Source organism: Pseudomonas sp. NBRC 111133 (assembly GCF_001320605.1).
GTDB lineage: Bacteria > Pseudomonadota > Gammaproteobacteria > Pseudomonadales > Pseudomonadaceae > Aquipseudomonas > Aquipseudomonas monteilii.
Genome location: NZ_BCBJ01000054.1, coordinates 78339 through 98374, shown reverse-complemented (window position 1 = coordinate 98374; position 20036 = coordinate 78339). Strand labels below are relative to the sequence as shown.

22 protein-coding genes are annotated in these 20036 nt (G+C 63.1%); 9 read left to right on the top strand and 13 right to left on the bottom strand.

The features are described from left to right. The 3 genes from APH36_RS11210 to APH36_RS11200 all read right to left on the bottom strand — a co-directional run. A partial coding sequence (locus APH36_RS11210) for a DUF2937 family protein (RefSeq protein WP_060498671.1) occupies window positions 1–483 on the bottom strand: 483 nt, incomplete at its 3' end. Window positions 484–492: 9 nt separating this feature from the next. After that, window positions 493–1266, bottom strand: a complete 774-nt coding sequence (locus APH36_RS11205) for a class II glutamine amidotransferase (RefSeq protein WP_060498670.1) — start codon at window positions 1264–1266, stop codon at window positions 493–495. 17 nt (window positions 1267–1283) lie between these two features. Next, the gene (locus tag APH36_RS11200) at window positions 1284–1781 is read right to left on the bottom strand and encodes a hypothetical protein (RefSeq protein WP_060498669.1); all 498 of its coding nucleotides are present in this window, start codon (window positions 1779–1781) and stop codon (window positions 1284–1286) included. 92 nt (window positions 1782–1873) lie between these two features. On the opposite strand from APH36_RS11200, the gene APH36_RS11195 reads away from it, so the two are divergent. Further along, complete coding sequence (locus APH36_RS11195) at window positions 1874–3916, top strand: S9 family peptidase (RefSeq protein ID WP_060498668.1); 2043 nt, start codon at window positions 1874–1876, stop codon at window positions 3914–3916. A gap of 102 nt (window positions 3917–4018) precedes the next feature. On the opposite strand, the gene APH36_RS11190 is transcribed toward APH36_RS11195, so the two are convergent. After that, a complete protein-coding gene (locus tag APH36_RS11190; protein WP_060498667.1) occupies window positions 4019–4297 on the bottom strand; it encodes a hypothetical protein in 279 nt (92 codons plus the stop codon). 132 nt (window positions 4298–4429) lie between these two features. Here APH36_RS11190 and APH36_RS11185 point away from each other — a divergent pair, with 132 nt between their 5' ends. From APH36_RS11185 to APH36_RS11175, 3 genes are all read left to right on the top strand, one after another. After that, a complete protein-coding gene (locus APH36_RS11185) occupies window positions 4430–4801 on the top strand; it encodes a YajD family HNH nuclease (RefSeq protein WP_003254676.1) in 372 nt (123 codons plus the stop codon). 71 nt (window positions 4802–4872) lie between these two features. Next, a complete protein-coding gene (locus APH36_RS11180; protein ID WP_060498666.1) occupies window positions 4873–5343 on the top strand; it encodes an RNA methyltransferase in 471 nt (156 codons plus the stop codon). A gap of 193 nt (window positions 5344–5536) precedes the next feature. Continuing rightward, window positions 5537–5875 (top strand): YgaP-like transmembrane domain, encoded by a 339-nt coding sequence (locus APH36_RS11175; protein ID WP_060498665.1) that lies wholly within the window; start codon window positions 5537–5539, stop codon window positions 5873–5875. Between the two features lie 51 nt (window positions 5876–5926). On the opposite strand, the gene APH36_RS11170 is transcribed toward APH36_RS11175, so the two are convergent. Together APH36_RS11170 and APH36_RS11165 are read right to left on the bottom strand one after the other, a co-directional pair. Continuing rightward, window positions 5927–7135: a hypothetical protein gene (locus tag APH36_RS11170; protein ID WP_060498664.1), complete on the bottom strand. Its 1209-nt coding sequence runs from the start codon at window positions 7133–7135 to the stop codon at window positions 5927–5929. Window positions 7136–7176: 41 nt separating this feature from the next. Next, window positions 7177–7626, bottom strand: coding sequence for a YcgN family cysteine cluster protein (locus tag APH36_RS11165; protein WP_060498663.1), 450 nt, complete (start codon window positions 7624–7626; stop codon window positions 7177–7179). Between the two features lie 143 nt (window positions 7627–7769). Here APH36_RS11165 and APH36_RS11160 point away from each other — a divergent pair, with 143 nt between their 5' ends. Continuing rightward, entirely contained in the window at window positions 7770–8363 is a 594-nt protein-coding gene (locus APH36_RS11160; protein ID WP_060498662.1) for a nitroreductase family protein, read from the top strand. A 68-nt stretch (window positions 8364–8431) separates the two neighbouring features. Here APH36_RS11160 and APH36_RS11155 read toward each other — a convergent pair whose 3' ends face one another. The 4 genes from APH36_RS11155 to APH36_RS11140 all read right to left on the bottom strand — a co-directional run bounded on the left by APH36_RS11155 (window position 8432) and on the right by APH36_RS11140 (window position 12526). After that, complete coding sequence (locus APH36_RS11155; RefSeq protein ID WP_060498661.1) at window positions 8432–9364, bottom strand: D-2-hydroxyacid dehydrogenase; 933 nt, start codon at window positions 9362–9364, stop codon at window positions 8432–8434. Between the two features lie 2 nt (window positions 9365–9366). Continuing rightward, the gene (locus APH36_RS11150) at window positions 9367–9660 is read right to left on the bottom strand and encodes a YcgL domain-containing protein (protein WP_060498660.1); all 294 of its coding nucleotides are present in this window, start codon (window positions 9658–9660) and stop codon (window positions 9367–9369) included. After that, a complete protein-coding gene (rnd, locus tag APH36_RS11145) occupies window positions 9657–10790 on the bottom strand; it encodes a ribonuclease D (RefSeq protein ID WP_060498659.1) in 1134 nt (377 codons plus the stop codon). Before rnd ends, APH36_RS11150 begins: the two co-directional genes overlap by 4 nt. 98 nt (window positions 10791–10888) lie before the next feature. Next, window positions 10889–12526: a phosphoethanolamine transferase gene (locus APH36_RS11140; protein ID WP_060498658.1), complete on the bottom strand. Its 1638-nt coding sequence runs from the start codon at window positions 12524–12526 to the stop codon at window positions 10889–10891. Window positions 12527–12778: 252 nt separating this feature from the next. Between APH36_RS11140 and APH36_RS11135 the strand changes: the two genes are divergently transcribed. Continuing rightward, the gene (locus tag APH36_RS11135) at window positions 12779–13015 is read left to right on the top strand and encodes a YdcH family protein (protein ID WP_016711950.1); all 237 of its coding nucleotides are present in this window, start codon (window positions 12779–12781) and stop codon (window positions 13013–13015) included. A 61-nt stretch (window positions 13016–13076) separates the two neighbouring features. Here APH36_RS11135 and APH36_RS11130 read toward each other — a convergent pair whose 3' ends face one another. Further along, entirely contained in the window at window positions 13077–14258 is a 1182-nt protein-coding gene (locus APH36_RS11130) for a PLP-dependent aspartate aminotransferase family protein (protein WP_060498657.1), read from the bottom strand. A 91-nt stretch (window positions 14259–14349) separates the two neighbouring features. Here APH36_RS11130 and APH36_RS11125 point away from each other — a divergent pair, with 91 nt between their 5' ends. After that, a complete protein-coding gene (locus APH36_RS11125; RefSeq protein ID WP_060498656.1) occupies window positions 14350–14811 on the top strand; it encodes an Lrp/AsnC family transcriptional regulator in 462 nt (153 codons plus the stop codon). A gap of 30 nt (window positions 14812–14841) precedes the next feature. On the opposite strand, the gene APH36_RS11120 is transcribed toward APH36_RS11125, so the two are convergent. Then, window positions 14842–17130, bottom strand: a complete 2289-nt coding sequence (locus APH36_RS11120; protein WP_060498655.1) for an FdhF/YdeP family oxidoreductase — start codon at window positions 17128–17130, stop codon at window positions 14842–14844. Between the two features lie 234 nt (window positions 17131–17364). Here APH36_RS11120 and moaA point away from each other — a divergent pair, with 234 nt between their 5' ends. After that, window positions 17365–18369 carry a GTP 3',8-cyclase MoaA gene (gene moaA, locus APH36_RS11115; RefSeq protein WP_016711953.1) on the top strand — a complete coding sequence of 335 codons (1005 nt, stop codon included), beginning with the start codon at window positions 17365–17367 and terminating at the stop codon, window positions 18367–18369. 20 nt (window positions 18370–18389) lie between these two features. After that, on the top strand, window positions 18390–19289 hold the full coding sequence (locus APH36_RS11110) for a bestrophin family protein (RefSeq protein WP_060498654.1): 900 nt from the start codon (window positions 18390–18392) through the stop codon (window positions 19287–19289). 131 nt (window positions 19290–19420) lie between these two features. Here the strand turns inward: APH36_RS11110 and moaB are convergent, their stop codons facing one another. Next, a complete protein-coding gene (gene moaB, locus APH36_RS11105; protein ID WP_060498653.1) occupies window positions 19421–19960 on the bottom strand; it encodes a molybdenum cofactor biosynthesis protein B in 540 nt (179 codons plus the stop codon). Between the last annotated feature and the right edge of the window lie 76 nt (window positions 19961–20036).

The window sequence follows — 20036 nt, the reverse complement described above, 5'->3', positions numbered from 1 at the left end:
GAGGATCACCCAGCCAATCCCCAGCAACAGGCTCTCAACCACAAAGGCCAGCAAAAACCCGGCTCCTACACCCCAGCCGACCGCCTCGGGCACCAACAGAATCTGGTAGCTGTAGCCATTGAGCGTTTCTTCCCGCAACTGCGGGTCAGCCTGCACCAGCACATGCCAGGTACGCTGCGCCCACGGCCCTTGCAACGCCTGCCATTCGTTTTCCAGCAGTTCGTTGCGGATCATCAGGCTTTCGATGCTGTTGGCATCGCTGTTGAACACCGGGTCGTCACTGCTGCGGTAATGCTGCAGAAGCGCCTGCAAGTCGCCCTTGAAAAAGCGCTCGGCCGTTTGCCGGAAGCCATCCAACGCCTCGCGTGATTCGAACAGGTGCGCCTCGACCCGCTGGCTGTAGTCCTTGACCAGCCCCGGAACCTGAATACCGGCCAGCAGGCCGAAAGTGAACAGCAGCAACCGCAGGTAACTTCTGAACATGCAGCGTCCTTAGCTCTGGCCGTGCGCCACGCACTCGCCGTGCCGCCACACGGCCCATTGACCCGGCTCGTAGCGCTGCCAGGTCTCATTTTCGGTCAGGGCCTCGGTGGCGATCACCGTGACCACGTCGTTGGGGGTGGTTTCGGTATGGAAATCGACGATCAGGTCGACATCCTTCAACCGCGCGGCACCGAAAGGCGCACGCCGGGTAATGTGTACCAGCTTGGTCGAGCAGAAGCAGAACAGCCAGTCGCCGTCACTGAGCATGCAGTTGAACACGCCCTGTCCACGGTAGCCGGCACAGGCTTCGACAAGCACCGGCAGCAGCTGTTCCACCGGCACCGGCTCGGGGAACGCACTGCGGATGCGATTGAGCAGGTCGCAGAAGGCCGCTTCGCTGTCGGTATCACCCACTGGTCGATAAAAACTGGCCAGGCCTTTGAAGTCACCCAGCTGGCCGTTGTGCGCGAAACACCAGTTGCGGCCCCACATTTCCCGCACGAACGGATGGGTGTTGGACAAGCACACCCGGCCAACGTTGGCCTGGCGGATATGGCCGATCACCACTTCACTCTTGATCGGGTAGCGCTGCACCAGGTTGGCCACTTCGGATTCGCTGCTGGCTGCCGGGTCCTGGAACAGGCGCAGGCCACGGCCTTCGTAAAAGCCGATGCCCCAGCCGTCACGGTGCGGGCCAGTACGCCCGCCGCGCTGCATCAGGCCGGTGAAGCTGAAAACGATATCGGTGGGGACGTTGGCACTCATGCCCAGCAGTTCGCACATAGGCGTGTCTCCTGCGCTTACAGACGGGGCTCGACCCGGCCATTGCCGCGCGGTGCGGCAGGGCGTGGGTCGTCGCGGTAACGGTCGCCGCGTTCGGCAGCCAAGGGCGCCTGGGCGGAGAGCTGGTCATCTTCAGCCGCCTGGCGCTGGGCAGCCGCCTCGGCTTGCGCACGGCGCTCACGGGCGCGCTTTTCCAGCGGCCAGCGCAGCACCACGAAGAGGAAGTAAAGGCCGAAGGCAATCATGCCGTACATGGCGAAATCGGATACCGCACGCCAGGCGTTGTTGCCGACCTTGAACGCGACATCCAGGGCCGTGATGGCAATGGCCGGGGCGAAGCTGTCCTTGACCGGGTCGACCACGGTCGGGGTCAGCAGCAGCACCGCCAGCACCACCCGCAGCGGTTCGCGCAGCCAGCGCCACATCCAGCCGGTGAGCTTGAAGCCCACCAGCAGGCAGCCCAAAGCGGCCACAGCGTACAGGCCCCAGGCGAAGGTGTAGTCGTTCTCGGTCATGGTGTTCGTGCAAGCCAGGCAAAGAGACGCCTATGATAAACACTTTTCCGGGCGCAGACAGTGTTTGCCTGTCCCTAGCCAAGAGATCGCCAATGCCCAACAAGCCCCAGCCGCCCATCGCCCACGCCGACAACACCACCGACCCGTACGCCTGGCTGCAACAGCGCGACACCCCCGAGGTGCTCGCCTACCTGCAAGCCGAAAACGCCTACCAGGAAGCCTGCCTGGCTGACCAGGCCCCCTTGCGCGAACAACTGTTCGAAGAGATCAAGGGCCGCATCCAGGAAACCGACCTGTCGCTGCCGTCTCCGTGGGGCCCTTACCTCTATTACACCCGCACCACCGCTGGGGACGAATACCCACGCCATTACCGCTGCCCTCGTCCGGCCGACGACGCCAACACCGTCGACGAGAGCCAGGAGCAACTGCTGCTCGACCCCAACGCCCTGGCCAAGGGTGGGTTCCTGTCGCTGGGCGCCTTCAACGTCAGCCCCGACCACCGCCTGCTGGCCTACAGCCTGGACACCAGCGGCGACGAAATCTACACCCTGTACGTCAAGGACCTGACCACTGGCAGCGTCACTGCCCTGCCCTTCGACGACTGCGACGGCAGCCTGACCTGGGCCAACGACAGCCAGACGCTGTTCTTCGCCGAACTGGATGACACCCACCGGCCATGGCGCCTGCGCCGCCACACCCTGGGCAGCGACGGTGCTCAGACCGTGTTCGAAGAGCCCGACGGGCGCTTCTTCCTGCACTGCTACCGCACCAGCTCCGAGCGCCAGCTGGTGCTGCTGCTGAACAGCAAAACCACCAGTGAAGCCTGGGTACTGGACGCCGAAACCCCACAGGCGCCGTTTACCTGCCTGGCCCCGCGTATCGAAGGCCACGAGTACTTCCCCGACCACGGTCAGCTCGATGGCGAATGGCGCTGGTTTATCCGCACCAACCAGGACGGCATCAACTTTGCCCTGTACCACGCACCGGCCACGCCCGTACCAAGCCGTGAGCAATGGCAGGTGCTGGTGGCGCACCGCGACACGATCATGCTCGAAGGCCTCAGCCTGAATGCCGGCGCCCTCACCCTGAGCCTGCGCGAAGGCGGCCTGCCGATCATTGAAGTACGCCCGCAGGCTCTGCCGGCCTATCGCGTCGAACTGCCAGACGCGGCCTACAGCCTGTACGTGCAGGACAGCCTGGAGTTCGCCAGCACCCGCGTACGCCTGCGCTACGAGGCTCTCAACCGCCCGGCCCAGGTGCGCCAGCTGGAGCTGGCCACAGGCGCACAGGCCGTGCTCAAGCAAACCCCTGTACTGGGTGCATTCGATGCCGATGACTATGTGAGTGAGCGCCTGTGGGCCAGCGCAGCAGACGGCACCCGGGTGCCGATCAGCCTGGTGCGTCGCAGCCAGGACCTGGGCAAGACCGTGCCGCTCTACCTGTACGGTTACGGTGCCTATGGCGAAAGCCTCGATCCGTGGTTCTCCCATGCACGTCTGAGCCTGCTGGAGCGCGGCGTGGCGTTTGCCATCGCCCATGTGCGTGGCGGCGGTGAACTGGGTGAGGCCTGGTACCGCGCCGGCAAGCAGGAGCACAAACACAACACCTTCAGCGATTTCATCGCCTGTGCAGAGCACCTGATTGCCGAGGGCGTGACCGCCTCTGACCGGCTGGCCATCAGTGGCGGCAGTGCCGGTGGCCTGCTGATGGGCGCGGTGCTCAACCTGCGCCCCGAACTGTTCCGCTGTGCAATTGCCGAAGTGCCGTTCGTCGACGTGCTCAACACCATGCTCGACCCCGAACTGCCGCTGACCGTGACCGAGTACGACGAATGGGGCAACCCTGAAGAGCCTGAGGTGTATGAGCGGATCAAGGCGTATGCGCCGTATGAGAACGTGAAAGCCCAGGCCTATCCGGCGATGCTGGTGGTGGCGGGTTACAACGACAGCCGCGTGCAGTACTGGGAAGCGGCCAAGTGGGTGGCGCGGTTGCGTACCCGCAAGACCGACAGCAACCTGCTGTTGCTCAAGACCGAGATGGGGGCTGGGCATGGCGGGATGAGCGGGCGGTACCAGGGGTTGAAGGATGTGGCGCTGGAATATGCGTTCGTGCTTGGCGAGCTGGGGGTGGTGTAAAGCCGAGATTCAAACCCCCACGCAATCCCTGTGGGAGCGCGCCAGCGCTTAGGTTTTGTGCAAGACCATTGCTCCCACATGATCGGCGCGGGCCGCTCTCTCTCAATCGTCCTGCGCCGCCGGCTTCTGTGGCTCCGGCCGCATACCCGGTAATGGCTGGTCCTTCGGCGGCCCCGGCACCGGCATGGGCGGCAACAGCGGCGCCCCCGGCTGGCTGTCATAAGCCTTGGGCGGCGTACTCGGGGTAACCTGCGGGTATGGCGTGGGCGTCGGCGTGCCCGGCGCACCAGGCACAGGCGTCGTCAACCGGGGTGGTGTGCTGGCCGCTTCGGCCAGCGGCAAGCCAGCCAACAACAGCGCGGTGAGGATCGCGTGAACCATCAGCAACCTCCTGTCGGGAACCTTCCTACAGGCTACGCCTAAATCAAAGCTTTCGCCTGTCCGCCCGCCCTGCAAGCGCGCTAGACTCAATGACATAACCGTTATTTGCCTGATCAGAACAAAGGAAACACCATGAGCTCCACCTCTTCCGCCGCCGCCACCGCGCGCCTCGACCGCATCCTGGCCGATGCCAAGCGTGACAAGGAAATGGGCTACCGCGACAAGGCCCTGAGAATGTACCCGCACGTGTGCGGCCGCTGCGCCCGCGAGTTCGCTGGCAAGCGCCTGAGCGAGCTGACCGTGCACCACCGCGACCACAACCACGACAACAACCCGCAGGACGGCTCCAACTGGGAGCTGCTGTGCCTGTACTGCCACGACAACGAGCACTCGCGCTACACCGACCAGCAATACTTCAGCGAAGGCTCCACCAGCACCCCAAGCATCGCCAAGGCCACCCACAACCCGTTCGCCGGGCTGGCGGGCATGCTGAAGAAAGACTGACCATCGATTCGCCCCCCGCTGCTGCCGGGCAGCCCGTATAATCGCGCTTTTTTCGTGAAGGGCCCCGGTACGTGGCAAACAAACGATACAGCTGCATCGGCCTGTTCAACCCCAAGTCGCCAGAAAACGTCGGCTCGGTGATGCGCGCTGCGGGCTGCTATGGCGTCAATTCGGTGTTCTACACCGGCAAACGCTACGAACGCGCGCGTGACTTCGTCACCGACACCAAGCGCGTGCATTACGACATTCCGCTGATCGGCATCGACGACCTGCAACGCATCATCCCGCTGGGCTGCACGCCGGTGGCGGTGGAGCTGGTGGACGGAGCGCGGCCATTGCCGGAATACACCCACCCGGACCGTGCCATCTACATCTTCGGGCCAGAGGACGGCTCGTTGAGCGAGGATGTGCGGGGCTGGTGTGAAGAGACCATCTACATACCGACCGAAGGTTGCATGAACCTGGCGGCGACGGTGAATGTGGTGCTGTACGACCGCATGGCCAAGGGGCTGAATACCCGGTCGGGGCCCAAGTTCAAGTAATAAAAAGGCCGCCACTGCAAAAGCAGGGCGGCCAGGTGCCGAACTCCGTCAGAACAGCACCGGTCTTGCTCTTCTGGATCGAAACCCAGCGTGGATGAGCCTTCTGCACGACACGGGATGTCGCCGGGCGCACCGACTGAACCATGGCGAGGGTGAAAGGGTCAGCTGCTCACACTCACAAGGAGGCCTTGCCATGCTTGATATCCATAACGCGACAACGTCGCAGCACAATGTCCATGGCCTGGAACGGGTCGGCTCGCTGGCCGGTGGCGCGTTGATGTTCAGCAAGGGGCTGCGCCATGGCGGCCTGATTGGTTTGCTGCAAATGGTGGTGGGGGGCGTTGCGGTGGCACGCGGGGTCAGCGGGCATTGCTCGACCAAGGCGTGGTGGCAGCGGCATCGGCAGGAATATCACCGGTTGCGTTCGGACATAGAACGCAGTGCGGCGGAGCTGGAGGCGTTGAAGGCCAGTGCCAAGGCGGCGACCAGAGGGGTGTCGGTGACTGGGCAGGATCCGTTGGCTGGACGTTGATTTCTGCACTGCCTGTACCGGCCGCTTCGCGGGTACAGGCGATGGAGATATCTAACGTAACGCCTTGCTCTGCAGGACCTCGGACTTGCGTCCCAGCACGTTCTCGCTGATTTGCACAAAGTCTTCGGTGCTCACGCTGGGCAGGCGCATCAGGCCGCGCACCACATCGTCCAGCGAACGCTTGGCCTGGGTATGGATACGGATTTCCTTGTCCAGTGCCTGCAACAGCATCACCCCGCGCGCCACCTGGGCAGGGCTGGCGCGTTCACCTTTGAGCCGGGTGACCTTGGCGCCCTGTTTGCTCAGGCGTGCCTGCCAGGCCTGGTAACGGTCATCGCTCACCCCGCCCGAGCGGCGCAGCAACTCGCTGGCGTAGTAGTCGGTCAGGCTTTCCACCAGCCAGTCACTGCCGTCACGCCCATGGATCTGCGCAAACAGCTGCACCACTTCGCGCAGCAACGGGCTGCTGCCATTCTCGCTTACCATCGGCCGGGCGCTGTGCAGGTACAGCGAGCCCTGTGCTGCCATTGCCCCACGCCACATGCCGTCACGGGCACCGACCAGCAGCAGCTTCGGCGGGTTGCGCGGGAACACCGCCTGCAACTGCGGCCATACGAAGGTCAGCAGGGTCAGGCTGTCCATACGCCGCATACCCTGCCCCACCGGCGCAGCCACGGTGACCTCGGTATCGCCCAGGCGAGCACGGCGGCTGCCCAGATCGCCGGCCAGCATCCAGCCAGTGGGGCGGTCGAACAGGCGCGAAACGTTGTCGATGCGGAACTTGTCCTTGCCGATGCGCGGCCAGGAGGTCTCGATACTTTTCCAGCCCTCGGGCAGGTCGAACGCCAGGCGTGCCACCAGCTCGGTGCCATCCTGCTGGTCGAGGCGCGCGGGCGGCACCAGCTGGTCACCGAGGAACAACGCCCAGTGCGGGGTAACACGCGAGGAATAGGCACCGCTGGCGAGCTTCTGGTCCAACTGCACGCGGTAGCTGAGGCTGGTCTTGCCGGCCGCCGGCTGCCACACGCCGCGCTGCCCCTGCAATTGCCATTGGCCATCGGCCTGGAAGCCGCTATAGGCCCCAGCCTTGCCCAGGTCGAAGTCAAGGCTGCGCACGGCGCTGCCTTCGGCCAATGTGAGGCGGACTTCAGCTTGGCCACTGGCAGGCAACAAACGCACCTGGTAATCGAGGTCGACCTTTTTCGCCCAGGCCGGCGAACTGGACATCAGGCCCAACAACAGCAACAGCTGGCAACGCATACAGAAACTCCTTGTTTCCCCGTGGCAGCGGGCCGCGCCGGTCAGCTGGCGCGGAAGATCAGGTGGTCTTCCCAGTCGTCTTCGTGCACATCGTGTTCACTGAGCATACGCCCCGACTGGGAAATGCGCTGTTCATGGACTTGCTGGCGGTCGCCGCAGACCAGGTGATGCCAGGCGGGCAAGTCCTTGCCCTCGCTGACCAGACGGTAACCGCAGGTACTCGGCAGCCACTTGAACTGGTCGGCTTTGCCCGGCGTGAGCTGGATGCAGTCCGGCACGTGGTCGAAGCGGTTGGGGTAGTCGCTGCACTGGCAGGTGTGCAGGTCCAGCAGCTTGCAGGCGATGCGCGTGTAATAGACGCTGTTGTCGTCCTCGTCCTCAAGCTTTTGCAGGCAGCACAGGCCGCAGCCGTCGCACAGCGACTCCCACTCTGACGGGCTGAGTTGTTCGAGGGTCTTGCGCCGCCAGAACGGCGCGTTTTCAGCGATCATCACACGGTTTCCTGCATTCTTCATTGGGCCACGGCGCGCGGCGGCGCCAGTCTAGAGCCTGACCTTGCGCAAAGCCAGACCGCTTGTCAGTCGCGACGGGACGCAGTAGCGTGAGGGTTTCCCGTCCTTTTGCAGGAGCTGTCATGAGCGCCAACCCTCGCATTGCCGACTACGCCATCAACGAGCAGTTCATCAACCGCTGGTCGCCGCGTGCTTTCACCGCCGAGCCGATCAGCGAAGAAACGCTGTTGAGCTTCCTGGAAGCCGCCCGTTGGGCTCCGTCGGCGTACAACTCGCAGCCTTGGCGCTTCCTGTATGCCCGCCGCGATACGCCAAACTGGGAGCGTTACCTGAACCTGTTGGTGCCGTTCAACCGCAGCTGGGCACAACAGGCCTCGGCACTGGTGCTGATCATTTCCAAGACCACCTTCGCCGCCCCGGGCGCCACGGAGGAAAAGCCGGCACTGTGGCATACCTTCGACACCGGCTCCGCCTGGGGGCACCTGGCCCTGCAGGCCAGCATCAGCGGCTGGCACACCCATGGCATGGCCGGCTTCGACCAGGACCTGGCGCGTCAGGAGCTGAAGGTTCCTGAAGGTTATGTGCTGCATGCCATGGTGGCGATCGGCAAACTGGGTGAAAAGGCCAGCCTGGATGAGGCGTTGCAGGCGCGCGAAGTGCCGAGCCCGCGCAAGCCATTGAGCGAGCTGGCGGCTGAGGGTGATTTTAGCCTGTAAGCCTTGTGATGGCCTTAATGGCCTCTTCGCGGGCAAGCCCGCGAAGAGGCCAGTACAGGCACTACAAATCAATAGCCCCGGGCAAAGTCCACCTCACCCCGCAAGCCCTGCCCCGCTACATACGCCTGCACATTCTCGACAAACAGCCGCACCATCGCCGTCGGTGAGGTGGGTGCCGAGCTGTGTCCGGTCAGCAGCAAGCCCCAGGCGGTCCAGAACGGGTGCTGTTTGGGCAGCGGTTCCTGGCGGCACACATCGATCACCGCACCGGCCAGATGCCCGTCCTTCAGCGCCTCGACCAAGTCCGCATCCACCACCGCCGCGCCGCGCCCGGCATTGATGAACAGCGTGCTCGGCTGGAAGCACTTGAACAGCGCCGCGTCATACAGGTCATGGGTAGCCGGGGTGTCCGGCAGCAGGTTGAGCACGTAGTCGACCTGGCCAACCATACGCGGCAAGTCGGCCAGCGCCGCCACCTCGACGAACGGTGCCTGCTCCCGGGCACTGCTGGCGACCCCGTACAGCACCACACCAAACGGCTGCAGGAACTCGGCCACGCGCTGGCCAATGTCGCCGGTGCCCACGATCAGCACCTTGCGCCCTTCCAGCGTACGTCCTGGGCGATCGTCCCAGCGCCGCTCCACCTGGCTGACCAGGCGCGACAGCACCTCGCGTTCGTGGCCGAGCATGTAGGTAAGCATGTACTCGGCCATCACCTGGCCGAAGATGCCTACCGCGCGGGTCAGGCGATAGTCACGCGGCAAGCCATCGGCCAGCAACGGCGTGATACCCGCCCAGGTCGACTGCAGCCAGTCCGGCTTGTGGCCTTGGCGCAGCAAGCTCGCCAGCAGGTCCGGCTGGCCCAGCCACACCTTGCACTGCGGTGCCTGGCGGGCCAGTTCGGCGGAATCACCGCTGGTCAGTACTTCCACATCAGGCGCAGCTTCGCGCAAAAGCGCGGCGTAACGAGCATGATCATGCTCAGCAATCAGTACGCGCATGGTCAGACCGGGTCGTTTCGGCGCAGTAGCTCTTCAGGCAGGTGCTCGATGTACTCGTCTTCCGCTGGCGGCATCTGCAGGTGGTAGCCCTGGTTGTCGAGGTTTTCCAACACCTTGGCGATGTCCTCGCGGGCCAGCTTGCGCTCCGGGGTGAGCACCAGGTCGAAGGCATGCACAGGGGTGCCGAAGAACGGCAGCAGGCCTTCCGGCACGCGCTCCAGGCCGTCGGCCTTGAGCACATACAGGTACATTTCGTTCTTGCGGGGGCTCTTGTAGATCGAGCAAATGCGTTTCATCGGGTCTCTCCGGCACCTGCAAGGCTGTCCAGCAGGGCCTGGCCCATACGCTCACGGCGCCAGCCGCGCAGCGAATCGGGCAGTTGATAAGGGCCATTGGGGTAGCCGCTCTTGAGCAGCGCTTCCAGGGCTTTCTTGCGCAGCATCAGCTCGGGGGCGATCCCCAGGCGCTCGCCTTCGGCCTGGCCGATGGCACGCAGCTGCTTGAGGATGCCGGCGGCCTCGATCGGCAGCGGCTCGGGCAAAGGCGCTGGCCACTGCTCGGCAGGCAGGCTGGCGGCGCGCTGGATCAGCTTGATCAGGAACTCGCCGTCCTGACGAATGGTGCGCGGGTGCATCTCGTCGATTCTGGCCAGCGCCGAGAGGTTGTTCGGCTGGCTCTTGGCCATGGGCCACAGCGAGTGCTCCTTGAGGATGCGGTTGCGCGGCACATCGCGGCTACGGGCTTCACGCTCGCGCCAGGCACACAGCTCTCGCAACACCGCCAGTTGCTGGGGGGCCAGCTTCCAGGCGAGCTTGACGTCGCGGTACAGGGTTTCGGGCTCGACCTCACGGCGCAAGGCGGCCACCAGCTCGGCGCCGTCTTCCAGCACCCAGGCGTACTTGTCGTCGCTCAGGCGCGGGCGCAAGGCGGTGAACAGCTCGGCCAGGTGCACGGCATCTTCGGCGGCATAGCTGACCTGTGTGTCGGAGAGCGGGCGCTGCAGCCAGTCAGAGCGGGTTTCGCCCTTAGGCAGCTCGATACCCAGCACCTCCTGCACCAGGCGCGAATAGCCCATGGAGAAGCCCAGGTTCAGGTAGCCGGCTGCCAGCTGGGTGTCGAACAGCGGCTGCGGCAGCTTGCCGGTCAGGCGCAACAGCACTTCGAGGTCTTCGCTGCAGGCGTGCAGCACCTTGACCACACCGCTGTCTTCGAGCAAGTCGGCCAAGGGTTGCCAGTTACCGATCAGCAACGGGTCGATAAGGTAGGCCCGCTGACCGTCGCCGATCTGGATCAGCCCGGCTTTCGGGTAGAAGGTGTCAACCCGCATGAATTCGGTGTCGACAGCGACAAAAGGCAGTTGGTGCCAGTCGCGGCAGTGTTCGGCCAGGCTCTGGTCGTCACGGATCCAGTGAATTTCGATGGCCACAAGGCTCTCCCACTAACATTGGCGCGCAGTATATACGGCGCGGGCACTGCCGGTGAAACCCGGGCCATCCTTGATATCGATAAGTGGTGGTGTGTGGGTCAGCGTTTAGCCGCCAACCACGGACGGCAGCTCGCAAACATGTCCAGCGACTGCTGATACACCTCGGTGCGCACCTGCAACAGGCCGAGCATGGAGTGGAACAGGTTGTCCTGCGACAGCGGCGCATCGCTGAGCTTGGCCAGGCAGTCGGTGTCGATGCCGAAATCGTCCTTGTAGCTGTCGGAGAACCAGGTCAGCAATGGCACGTGCTTCTGCTGCTCCGGGGCGATGGCGTAAGGCGTGCCGTGCAGGAACAGGTTGTACTCACCCAGCGACTCGCCATGGTCGGACAGGTAAATCATTGCGGTGTCGACCTTGTCCTGTTTGCTGCGCAGGGTGTCGATCAGCGACGCCAGCACTTTGTCGGTGTAGGCCAGGGTGTTGTCGTAACCGTTGATGATGTCTTGCTCGCTGCACTGGTTCAGCGCGTTGCTCTGGCACACCGGCGCGAAGCGCTCACTGTCACTTGGGTAGCGCTTGAAATATTCCGGGCCGTGGCTGCCCATCTGGTGCAGCACCAGCACGGTGTCCTTGTCGAGGTTGTCGATCAGCGCGTCCAACCCTTGCAGCAGGATCTGGTCATGGCATTCGCCATTGGCACACAGCTGCGGGTCGTTGAGGTTGCTGACATCGATGAACTGCACACGGTCGCAGGTGCCTTTGCAGCCCGACTGGTTGTCGCGCCACTGCACGGCCAGGCCGGCCCGCTGGAGGATATCCAGCAGCCCTTCGCGGTTCTTGGCCACGCGGGCATCGTATTCCTTGCGGGTCATACCCGAGAACATGCACGGCACCGAGACAGCTGTTTCCGTCCCGCACGAATGCACATCGGAAAACGCCACCAGGCCTTGCTCCTTGGCCAGGTTCGGGGTGGTATCGCGGTCATAGCCCAACACGCCAAAGTGGTCGGCCCGCGCACTTTCACCCACCACCAGCACGGTCAACGACTTGCGCTCATGCTTCTGCCAGGCGGCATCACGCTTGGCATCTTCGCCATAGTGCTGGAAAGGACGCGATGCGGTACCGACGCGTTCGCTGACATAGCCAATGGAGGCACCGACGATATTGCTGGGGGTCAGCATCAGGCGCAACTCGTGGTGGTTGCGAAACAGCGAGGACAACCCTTGATAGTTGACCAGCGCCACCGAGCCCAGAGCTACCACGCAAGCGCCACTGACTACCAGCTTGCCCAGCAACTCGCGGTGCCAGGGACGGTAGGCAATGGGCGCCTTCCACAACAGCACCGAAGGCAGCACGCCCAGCCCCAGGATATACAAGGCAAACTTCAGCGAAAGCAGGTCGCGCACTTCGGCTACGTTGGTTTCTGCAATATTGCGGAACATACCCGCATCAATAAGGACGCCGTATTGATTCATGAAGTAAGCCACACCCGCGCCACTCATGAACAACACGATAAGTACCGGCTTCAATACATATCGGAAGGCAAACAACGTGAGGATGAGATTGAAAGCGAACAACATCAGCACGGCAAACGCCAGGCTCAGCCACAGCCCGGACAGGCCGGCAGGCACCACCTCTTGCAGGTGCCCCCAAAGGAACATGTTCAAGCCAATCAGCAGGTAAAGGCTGGCCAGCAGCGTGACCCATTCAGTCCGCAGGGATTTGAAGTTGAGCATTAGCGTTCGCAATCAAGAGTGATTATCAACCCCCAGGCCGGCTGGCACCGTGGGAAAGTTGGGCGAACTCTAGAAAGCCCGTCATCAATTTTTTGTGAAAAAGTTGGTAACAATTTCGTGAGGGCGCGCCTTTCGGTGATTAACGGCGCTTCATTCAGCTGCCATTCAGGCTGGCCGACATCACCGGCCTGCGCAAAGGCGGCTATCCTCAGAGGTCAGGACCTTATTGACAACCCTGACAGAGGTGAAGAAATGCCAGTTCCGCATGATCTGCTCGCTGACCTGCACGTTACCGCCGATGCATTCCAGGCGCTCATTGACAAGGACCAGACGCTGCACTCACTGCACAAGGAATACAACGCCAAGGACAAGGAGGTGGTCGCCGCCGAAGGCAACGGCACCAACGACGACACCGTCAACCGCCTGCGCAAGGAACGGTTGCTGATCAAGGACAAGATCGAACGGATCATTCATCCGCCGAAATCCTGATGGAAATGCATTGAATTCACTGGCCTCTTCGCGGGTTCACCCGCGAAGGGGCCAGCAACCCTTACACAGCTGCCGAAGCTTTCAAGGCGCCATCCAGATCCTCGATCAGATCACGGTAATCCTCGATCCCCATCGAAAGCCGCAGCAGGTTCTCGCTGATCCCCATCACCCCTTTCTGCTCCGGGCTCAGCGAGCAGTGCGACATGGTCCACGAGTGGTTGATCATGCTCTCCACCCCACCCAGCGAGTCGGCCAGCACAAAGATCTGCAACGCTTCCACCAAGCGGTTGAGCGCGGCGCGGTCGCCCTTGACCTTCATGGCCACCACCGCCCCGCCACTGCGCATCTGGCGTTTGCACAATTCGTGTTGCGGGTGGCTTTCCAGCCCCGGGTAATACACCTGCTCGATCTGCGGATGGTTTTCGAGGAAGCGCGCCACCTGCAGGGCATTGCCACACTGGCGCTCCATGCGCACATCCAGCGTTTTCAGGCCACGCAGGGCCAGGTAGCAGTCGAACGGCCCCTGCACCGCGCCAATTGCCATGCTGATGCGGCGAAGGCGCGCCAGCAGTGCATCGTTGGCCGCCACCACCACACCACCGGTGAGGTCGGAGTGGCCACCGATGTACTTGCTGGCCGAGTGCATCACCAGGTCCACGCCCAAGGTGATCGGGCGCTGGTTCCACGGCGAGCAGAAGGTATTGTCGATGCAGGTGAGGATGCCCCGGGCCTTGGCCAGGTCGCACACGGCCTTGATGTCGACCAGGTGCAGCAGCGGGTTGGTCGGCGATTCGATCCAGATCAGCTGGGTTTGGGGCTTGATGGCGGCGGCCACGGCCTCCAGGTCGTTGAGGTCGACATAGGTGGTGGTCAGGCCCGAGGTGCGGCTGCGGTAGTCTTCCAGAATACGGAAAGTGCCGCCGTACACGCCGTTCATCACCACGACATGGGCATCCTTGGGCAGCAGCTCCAGCACCGTCGCGGTAGCGTTCACGCCCGAGGCACAGGCAACCGCACCCACGCCCTCTTCCAGCGCGGCGACACAGGTTTCGTAGGCATGCCGGGTGGGGTTGCCAACGCGGCTGTAGGAGTATTCCGGTTTGTCATCCAGGCTGCGTTTGGTGAACGAGCTGGCGGTGACGATGGCTGGAAAAATGGCGTTTTCAGCGACGCTGAACTGCTCGCCGGCGTGAATAGTACGGGTGGCGAAATTGCGCGGCTTGTCGGACATGGTCAGGCCCATTGGCAGAGTTAAGGCTGCAACTATCGCACAACCCAAATGTTCTGGCCTTGGGGTAATCTGTGAAAAATTTTCTTCACGGCCCGCGCGCGATATGGACAGTTTCGACCAGCACATTCTTACCCTGCTTCAGCGCGATGCTTCGATATCGCTCAAGGACCTGGCCGAGGCCGTCAACCTGTCCACCACGCCCTGCTGGAAGCGGGTCAAGCGCCTGGAAGAAGAAGGCTACATTCTTGGCCGCGTCGCCCTGCTCGACCCCGAACGGCTTGGCCTGGGGCTGACGGTGTTCGTCCAGCTCAAGACCCAGCGCCACGACAGCGCCTGGCTTGAGCAGTTTGCCGCGACCGTGACCGGGTTCGAGGAAGTGATGGAGTTCTATCGCATGTCCGGCGACTGGGATTACATGCTGCGGGTGGTGGTGGGGGATATTGCGGCGTATGACCGGTTCTACAAAAAGCTGATTACCCGTACCGATGGGCTATCTAACATTACGTCCAGTTTTGCCATGGAGCAGATGAAATACACCACGGCCTACCCGGTACGTCGATCCTGAATCGGCGTTGGATTCTTCGCGGGCAACCCATCAATCCAAGGCCAACACCGCCGCAATCCGGTTCCCCACCTTGGCTTTCTCGACCTTGATCGCCACAAACTTCGACGTCGGTGTATAGGTCCCCACGCCATAACTCTCCAGCGGCACCAGCGGGTTGGTTTCCGGGTAGTAGGCCGCCGCCTGCCCTTCAGGCACGTCATACGCCACCAGGCGGAACCCCGACACCCGCCGCTCTACGCCATCCTCCCACAGCGACACCAGGTCCACATGCTCACCCGGCTCGAAGCCCAGGCGGCGAATATCGGCCTCGTTCACAAACACCACTTCACGCAGGCCGAACACCCCACGGTAGCGGTCGTCCAGGCCATACAGGGTGGTGTTGTACTGGTCGTGCGAGCGTAGGGTCTGCAGGATCAGGTCGGGCTTGTCACCCCGCGCCAGCACCTTGGCGTTGATCAACTCCTCCGGCAGTGCGTGAGGCATGAACCGTGCCTTGCCCGTGGCCGTGCGGAAGTTGCGATCGGCGGCATTGTTGCCCAGGTGGAAGCCGCCCGGGCTGTGCAGGCGTTCGTTGAAACCGGTGAAACCCGGGATCACGTCGGCAATCATGTCACGAATGCGGTTGTAGTCGGCCACCGCATACTCCCAGTCGATCGGCTGGTTGCCCAGCGTGGCCTTGGCCATGCCGGCGATGATCCACGGCTCCGAGCGCAGGTGCGGTGAGCGCGGGCGCAGCTGGCCGTTGGAAATGTGCACCATGCTGAAGGTGTCTTCCACGGTCACGCCTTGCGGCCCTTCGGCCTGCAGGTCGATTTCGGTCCGGCCCAGGCAGGGCAGGATCAACGCATCGCGGCCGGTGACCAGGTGTGAGCGGTTGAGTTTGGTGGAAATCTGCACGGTCAACGCGCAGTTCTGCAGCGCCGCGTGGGTGCGCGGGGTGTCCGGGGTGGCTTGGGCAAAGTTGCCCCCCAGGGCGACGAACACCTTGGCCCGCCCCTCTTCCATGGCCTTGATCGCCAGCACCGCGTTGTGCCCATGGGCACGCGGCACACGGAACTGGAAGCGTTTTTCGATGGCATCGAGCAGCGCCGGCCTGGGCTTTTCGTCGATGCCCATGGTGCGGTCACCCTGCACGTTGCTGTGGCCACGTACCGGCGACAAGCCAGCGCCGGGTTTGCCGACGTTGCCGCGCAGCAGTTGCAGGTTGACGATTTCCTGCACGGTCGGTACCGAATGGCGGTGCTGGGTGACGCCCATGGCCCAGCACATGATCACCCGCTCTGCCTTTCGGTACATGCGTGCCGCCAGTTCGATCTCGGCCAGGGTCAAGCCCGACTGCTTGACAATGTGCTCCCACGAGGTGGCGTCCACTGCCGCCAAATAGTCATCGACGCCGCTGGTGTGTTCGGCGATGAAAGCACGGTCGAACACCGCCGGCTCACCGTTGGCCTGGGCTTCGCGCTCCCACTGCAACAGGAATTTGGCAATGCCACGCATGGCCGCCATGTCACCGCCCAAGGCCGGGCGGAAGTAGGCGCTGGACGTCGGCTCGGAGCCGTTGCTGAGCATTTCGAACGGGTGCTGCGGGTGCTGGAAGCGCTCCAGGCCACGCTCTTTCAGCGGGTTGAAGCAGACCACCTGGGCGCCGCGCTTCACCGCTTCGCGCAATGGTTCAAGCATGCGTGGGTGGTTGGTGCCTGGGTTCTGACCGATGACGAAGATCGCGTCGGCCAGCTCCAGGTCGTGAAACACGACAGTGCCTTTGCCCACCCCGAGGGTTTCCGACATGCCTGCACCGCTGGCTTCGTGGCACATGTTCGAGCAATCGGGGAAGTTATTGGTGCCGTAAGCGCGCACGAACAGCTGGTAGAGGAACGCCGCCTCGTTGCTGGCCCGGCCCGACGTGTAGAACTCGGCCTCGTCTGGCGACTGCAGCGCACGCAGGTGTCTGGCGACCAGCTCGAAGGCCTCCTGCCAGGTGGTTTCGACATAGTGGTCGGTGGCAGCGTCGTAGCGCATCGGGTGCGTGAGGCGGCCCTGGTATTCGAGCCAGTAGTCAGTCTGTTCCTTCAGCGCGCTGACGCTGTATTTGGCGAAGAACGCCGGGTCAACCGAGCGGCCGGTGGCTTCCCAGTTGACCGCCTTGGCGCCGTTTTCGCAGAACTTGACCATGTCGCTTTCCGGCGACTCCCCCCAGGCACAGCCGGGGCAGTCGAAGCCGCCGTTCTGGTTGGTCTTGAGCATGGCCCGCAGGTTCTTGAAGGCATTTTCGCTGGCGGCTGCGCCTTTGTAGTCCCGGATGTGTTCGTCCTGGCTCATGCGATGAATCCTCACGCTTCGATGCTTTTTTTCAGCCTATTGAGCGTGGGGGTGGGGCGTCCAATCGAAAGATCTTACGGCGTGATAAGCGGTTTCGATCATGGGGTGGAAGCTTTGAGGCATCGGGCCTGCAGCCGTGATAGAAACCATCGATCAACCAGTCGGGCAAAGCAATTTGACGGCCCTGCGGCCAGGCTATAGCTTGGAGTGAACCCACCCCATTCGAGCGCGAACGTGGAACAGAACAGCCGGGCCCTGATCGACGGCTTCAACCGGAAAATCGACTACCTTCGGATGTCGGTCACCGACCGCTGTGACTTCCGTTGCGTGTACTGCATGGCCGAAGACATGCAGTTTTTGCCGCGCCAGCAGATCCTCAGCCTCGAAGAACTGTTCCAGGTGGCCGAGCGCTTCGTCGCCCTGGGCACCCGCAAGATCCGCCTGACCGGCGGCGAGCCGCTGGTACGCCAGGGCATCGTCGAGCTGTGCGGGCGGATTGCCGCCCTGCCCGGCCTGCGCGAGCTGTGCATGACCAGCAACGGCTCGCAACTCGGGCGCCTGGCGCAGCCGCTGTTCGACGCCGGGCTGTCGCGCCTGAACATCAGCCTCGACAGCCTGGACACCGAACGCTTCAAGCAGCTGACCCGTACCGGCGACCTGCACCAGGTCATCGCCGGGATCGACGCCGCACGCCAGGCCGGCTTCAAGCGCATCAAGCTCAACTGTGTGGTACTCAAAGGCCGCAACGACCACGAGCTGGTCGACCTGGTGCGCTTTGCCATCGATCGGGAGCTGGACATCACCTTCATCGAAGAAATGCCGCTGGGGGTAATCAGTGAACACGAACGTGGCGAGTCGTTCTGCTCCAGCGACGAAGTACGCGAGCGCCTGGCAGAACAGTTCACCCTGGTGGAGTCCACCGAATCATCACAGGGCCCTGCCCGCTACTGGCGCCTGGCCGAAGCCGCCAACACCCGGGTCGGTTTCATCTCGCCGCACAGCCACAACTTTTGCGCCACCTGCAACCGCGTGCGCCTGACGGTCGAAGGCCGCCTGTTGCTGTGCCTGGGCAACGAACACTCGGTAGACCTGAAGCACGTGCTGCGTGCTCACCCAGGCAACCGCGAGCGCCTGGAAAAGGCCATCCGCGACTCCCTGCACCTCAAGCCCTACCGCCACCACTTCGAAGTGGGTGGCGATGTGCAGATCCTGCGCTTCATGAACATGACCGGCGGCTGAACGGCCGTCTCTGGATTTCCATGATTGTTCACCCAACCCCCGATGTACTGCGTGTGCTGTTCACCCTGAAGGGGTCGATCGTCAAGCGCATCGCCCTGCGCTGCCTGATGGTGACCCTGTTGGCCGCGCTGATCGTGCTGGTCGAGCGCCATTTCCCCGCGTTTTTCTACCCGGTCAGTGCCACGCCGTTTACCTTGCTGGGCCTGTCGCTGTCGATCTTCATGAGCTTTCGCAACAACGCCTGCTACGACCGCTGGTGGGAGGGCCGTAAGGCCTGGGGCAAGCTGATTATCGAAACCCGCTCGTTCGTGCGCGAAAGCGTGGTGATTGCTGACCAAGCGCTGCGCGCAGAGCTGCTGCGCAGCCTGTGTGGCTATGCCCATGCGCTGAATGCCCGCCTGCGTAACGAGGACGACCTGGCGGCCGCCCGGCCCTGGCTGGCCCGACCAGAGGCGATCAGCCCGCATAACGTGTGCGATGGCATCCTGTGCGACATTGGCCAGCATTGCTCGCGGCTGGCGGAACAACAGCACATCAGCGATTGGCGCTACAGCCTGCTGGAACAGCGGCTGGTAGGCCTGACCGAGGTGCAGGCCACCTGTGAGCGGATCAAGTTCACACCATTACCGTTCCCCTACACACTGTTGCTGCACCGCACCATCTACATCTTCTGCCTGCTGCTGCCGTTTGCCCTGGCCGAGCCGCTGGGCTGGCTGGCACCGCTGTTCACCACCATCGTGGGGTACACGTTCTTCGGGCTGGATGCGATTGGCAACGAACTGGAAGACCCGTTCGGGCGGGATGAGAACGACTTGCCGACCGATGCCATGGTGCGGACGGTGGAGCGGGATGTGCTGGCGGGATTGGGGGAGACGCAGTTGCCACCGGCGTTGTTGCCGGTGGGGTATGTGTTGAGCTGACGGTGTGTGATTGCCTGTTCTGGCCTCTTCGCGGGCAAGCCCGCTCCCACAGAGACCTCACACACTTCGAATCCTGTGCTGTACCTATGGGAGCGGGCTTGCCCGCGAAGAGGCCCGTGCAGGATGTTGTATCAGCCCCGAGTTGCGCAGGCATCGATCGGCAACAGGTGTTTGACGAAGTTGCACGGCCGGTGCCTTGCATCCAGCTGCTCCGCCAGAATTCCTTCCCACGCCGTACGGCAGGCGCCGGTGGAACCCGGCAAGCAGCACACCAACGTGCGGTTGGACAACCCGGCCAGCGCTCGGCTCTGCACGGTAGAACTGCCGATATCCAGAATCGACAGCGCCCGGAACAGCTCGCCAAAACCATCGATGCGCTTGTCCAGCAGGCACTCGACCGCCTCCGGTGTGCTGTCACGCCCGGTAAAGCCGGTACCGCCGGTTATCAGCACCACCTGCACCTGCTCGTCGGCAATCCAGGTGGCGACCTGGGCGCGGATCTTGTACAGGTCGTCCTTGAGCAACGCCCGCGCCACCAGCCGGTGGCCGATCTCGACCGACCGGCTGGCCAGCAGCTCGCCGGAGGTATCGTTGTCGTAGGTACGGGTGTCGCTGACGGTCAGCACGGCGATGTTGAGCGGTACGAAGACCGCATCGGGTTGGACGCGCACGGTAAAAGCTCCTTGAATGGCATTGTCACCACGCTAGAGGCGTGGCTCGGGGGCGTCCAATCGGTATGGCTTACCG